At 53.9% G+C, this 3,117-nt stretch carries 1 rRNA gene; it reads left to right on the forward strand.

Going from position 1 to position 3,117, the window contains the following annotated elements:
* Nucleotides 1–166 precede the first annotated feature (166 nt).
* Nucleotides 167–3,041 (forward strand): 23S ribosomal RNA (locus ACMA5I_RS15910).
* Nucleotides 3,042–3,117: the final 76 nt, after the last annotated feature.

Genomic DNA, 3,117 nt, shown 5'->3' on the forward strand with positions numbered 1-3,117 from the left:
TTCGGGCACGAGTGATGACTTCTCGATCCGAAGACTTTTGTTTGAGTCATCGCGTAGCGATGACCGCTTCGCGCCGGCCCTTGGCCGGTTGGGTGGCGGTTAGCTGCGTAGACACAAACGAAGACATTACGCATTTAAAAGGGTGCGTCATGCGTCTTCCGGGTCGGATCAAGCGTGAAAAGGGCGTTTGGTGGATGCCTTGGCAGTAAGAGGCGATGAAGGACGTGATACTCTGCGATAAGCCATGGGGAGCTGAGAATAAGCTTTGATCCATGGATTTCCGAATGGGGGAACCCATCTGATTGTGTTCAGTTATCGCGTAGCGATAACCGCTCCGCGCCGACCTTTGGTCGGTTTGGTGGCGGCTAGCTATGTGGTTATCTGAGTGCAAAAACAGATACTTAATTCCTGAATATATAGGGTTTTAAGAGCAAACCCGGGGAACTGAAACATCTAAGTACCCGGAGGAAAGGACATCAATTGAGACTCTGCGAGTAGCGGCGAGCGAAAGCGGACCAGCCAAGCCTTGAGTGTGAGCAGAACCAGTTGGAAAGCTGGGCGATATGGGTGACAGCCCCGTATGCGAAGCATGAGAGGATGTATTAAGTAGGGCGGGACACGTGAAATCCTGTCTGAAGATCGGAGGACCACCTTCGAAGGCTAAGTACTCCTTACTGACCGATAGCGAACCAGTACCGTGAGGGAAAGGTGAAAAGCACCCCGACGAGGGGAGTGAAACAGTACCTGAAACCGGACGCCTACAAACAGTCGGAGCCTCCTTGAGAGGTGACGGCGTACCTTTTGTATAATGGGTCAACGACTTGGTCTTACGAGCAAGCTTAAGCCGATAGGTGGAGGCGCAGCGAAAGCGAGTCTTAAGAGGGCGCATGAGTTCGTAGGATCAGACCCGAAACCGAGTGATCTAGGCATGACCAGGCTGAAGTTGCGGTAACACGCAATGGAGGGCCGAACCCACACCTGTTGAAAAAGGTCGGGATGAGTTGTGCCTAGGGGTGAAAGGCCAATCAAACTCGGAGATAGCTGGTTCTCCGCGAAATCTATTTAGGTAGAGCGTCATATGAATACCTTGGGGGGTAGAGCACTGGATGGGTAATGGGGACCCACAGTCTTACTGATCCTAACCAAACTCCGAATACCCAAGAGTACTATATGGCAGACACACTGCAGATGCTAACGTCTGTAGTGGAGAGGGAAACAACCCTGACCAACAGCTAAGGCCCCTAATTCGTGGCTAAGTGGGAAAGCATGTGGGACGACCAAAACAACCAGGAGGTTGGCTTAGAAGCAGCCATCCTTTAAAGATAGCGTAACAGCTCACTGGTCTAATTAAGTTGTCCTGCGGCGAAGATGTACCGGGGCTCAAGCCACGAGCCGAAGCTTTGGACGCGTAAGCGTGGTAGCGGAGCGTTCTGTGAACCAAGACCTGCCGACTTTATCTTTCTTTTGAGAGATGCGGTCGGCGAGGTCTTTGCTGTGAAGCCGGACTGTGAGGTACCGGTGGAGCGATCAGAAGTGAGAATGTTGACATGAGTAGCGATAAAGAGTGTGAGAGACACTCTCGCCGAAAGTCCAAGGGTTCCTGCTTAAAGCTAATCTGAGCAGGGTAAGCCGGCCCCTAAGGCAAGGCCGAAAGGCGTAGTCGATGGGAACCAGGTTAATATTCCTGGGCCAGGAGATGGTGACGGATCTCGAAGGTTGTTCTTCCTTATTGGATTGGAAGGGCCGCTTAGAGGTTCCTGGAAATAGCCCTCCATAGGACCGTACCCGAAACCGACACAGGTGGACTGGTAGAGCATACCAAGGCGCTTGAGAGAACTGCATTGAAGGAACTCGGCAAAATGCCTCCGTAAGTTCGCGAGAAGGAGGCCCGGATTGTAGGCAACTATGGTCCGGGGGCACAGACCAGGGGGTGGCGACTGTTTACTAAAAACACAGGGCTCTGCGAAGTCGCAAGACGACGTATAGGGTCTGACGCCTGCCCGGTGCCGGAAGGTTAAAAGGAGATGTGCAAGCATTGAATTGAAGCCCCGGTAAACGGCGGCCGTAACTATAACGGTCCTAAGGTAGCGAAATTCCTTGTCGGGTAAGTTCCGACCTGCACGAATGGCGTAACGACTTCCCCGCTGTCTCCAATGCAGACTCAGCGAAATTGAATTCCCCGTGAAGATGCGGGGTTCCCGCGGTTAGACGGAAAGACCCCGTGCACCTTTACTACAGCTTCACACTGGCAGCAGGCCGGCGATGTGCAGGATAGGTGGTAGGCTTTGAACCGGAGGCGCCAGTCTTCGGGGAGCCATCCTTGAGATACCACTCTTCGCTCGCTTGCTGTCTAACCGCGGACCGTTATCCGGTTCCGGGACCCTGTGTGGCGGGTAGTTTGACTGGGGCGGTCGCCTCCTAAAGAGTAACGGAGGCGCGCGATGGTGGGCTCAGGTTGGTCGGAAATCAACCGTAGAGTGCAATGGCAGAAGCCCGCCTGACTGCAAGACTGACAAGTCGAGCAGAGACGAAAGTCGGCCATAGTGATCCGGTGGTCCCGAGTGGAAGGGCCATCGCTCAACGGATAAAAGGTACGCCGGGGATAACAGGCTGATACTGCCCAAGAGTCCATATCGACGGCAGTGTTTGGCACCTCGATGTCGGCTCATCACATCCTGGGGCTGAAGCAGGTCCCAAGGGTTCGGCTGTTCGCCGATTAAAGTGGTACGTGAGCTGGGTTTAGAACGTCGTGAGACAGTTCGGTCCCTATCTGCCGTGGGTGTCGGAGACTTGAGAGGAGTTGCCCCTAGTACGAGAGGACCGGGGTGAACGATCCACTGGTGGACCTGTTGTTGCGCCAGCAGCAGTGCAGGGTAGCTATGATCGGACAGGATAACCGCTGAAGGCATCTAAGCGGGAAGCCCCCCTCAAAACAAGGTCTCCCTGAGGGCCGTGGAAGACCACCACGTCGATAGGCCGGAGATGTAAGTGCAGCAATGCACTCAGTTGACTGGTACTAATTGCCCGATCGGCTTGAACCGACCCGGAAGAGGCATGATGTTTCTTCAAGGGATACGAGACAGCCATCACTCAGATGAAACACTTATAAACCTTGGA

The organism is Jujubicoccus corallicola (genome assembly GCF_047345645.1).
In the GTDB taxonomy this organism is placed as follows: Bacteria; Pseudomonadota; Alphaproteobacteria; order Rhodobacterales; family Rhodobacteraceae; genus JBLEFH01.